This window comes from Campylobacter sp. 2018MI13, assembly GCF_018501135.1.
Classification (GTDB): Bacteria; Campylobacterota; Campylobacteria; order Campylobacterales; family Campylobacteraceae; genus Campylobacter_E.
In genome coordinates this window covers 1-200 of the sequence record NZ_JAHCZC010000386.1, presented here as the reverse complement: position 1 = coordinate 200, position 200 = coordinate 1, and the positions used below count along the sequence as shown (strand labels likewise).

Sequence of the window (200 nt, the reverse complement as noted above, 5' to 3'; positions counted from 1 at the left end):
CTAATACAAGGCTAACCACACCTTATACCGAAGATACGGTGCTATTTTGCAGAGTTCCTTAAAGAGAGTTCTTCCACGCGCCTTAGAATACTCATCCCACCCACCTGTGTCGGTTTCCGGTACGGGCAACATTATCTACACTTAGAAACTTTTCTTGGCTCGTCGGCATCAGCAATTCTTCCTTCCATCCGAAGACTTCA

Annotated in this window: 1 rRNA gene; it reads right to left on the bottom strand. The window is 46.0% G+C overall.

The features are described from left to right. Positions 1 to 200 (bottom strand): 23S ribosomal RNA (locus KJQ99_RS10520); the annotation flags it as partial.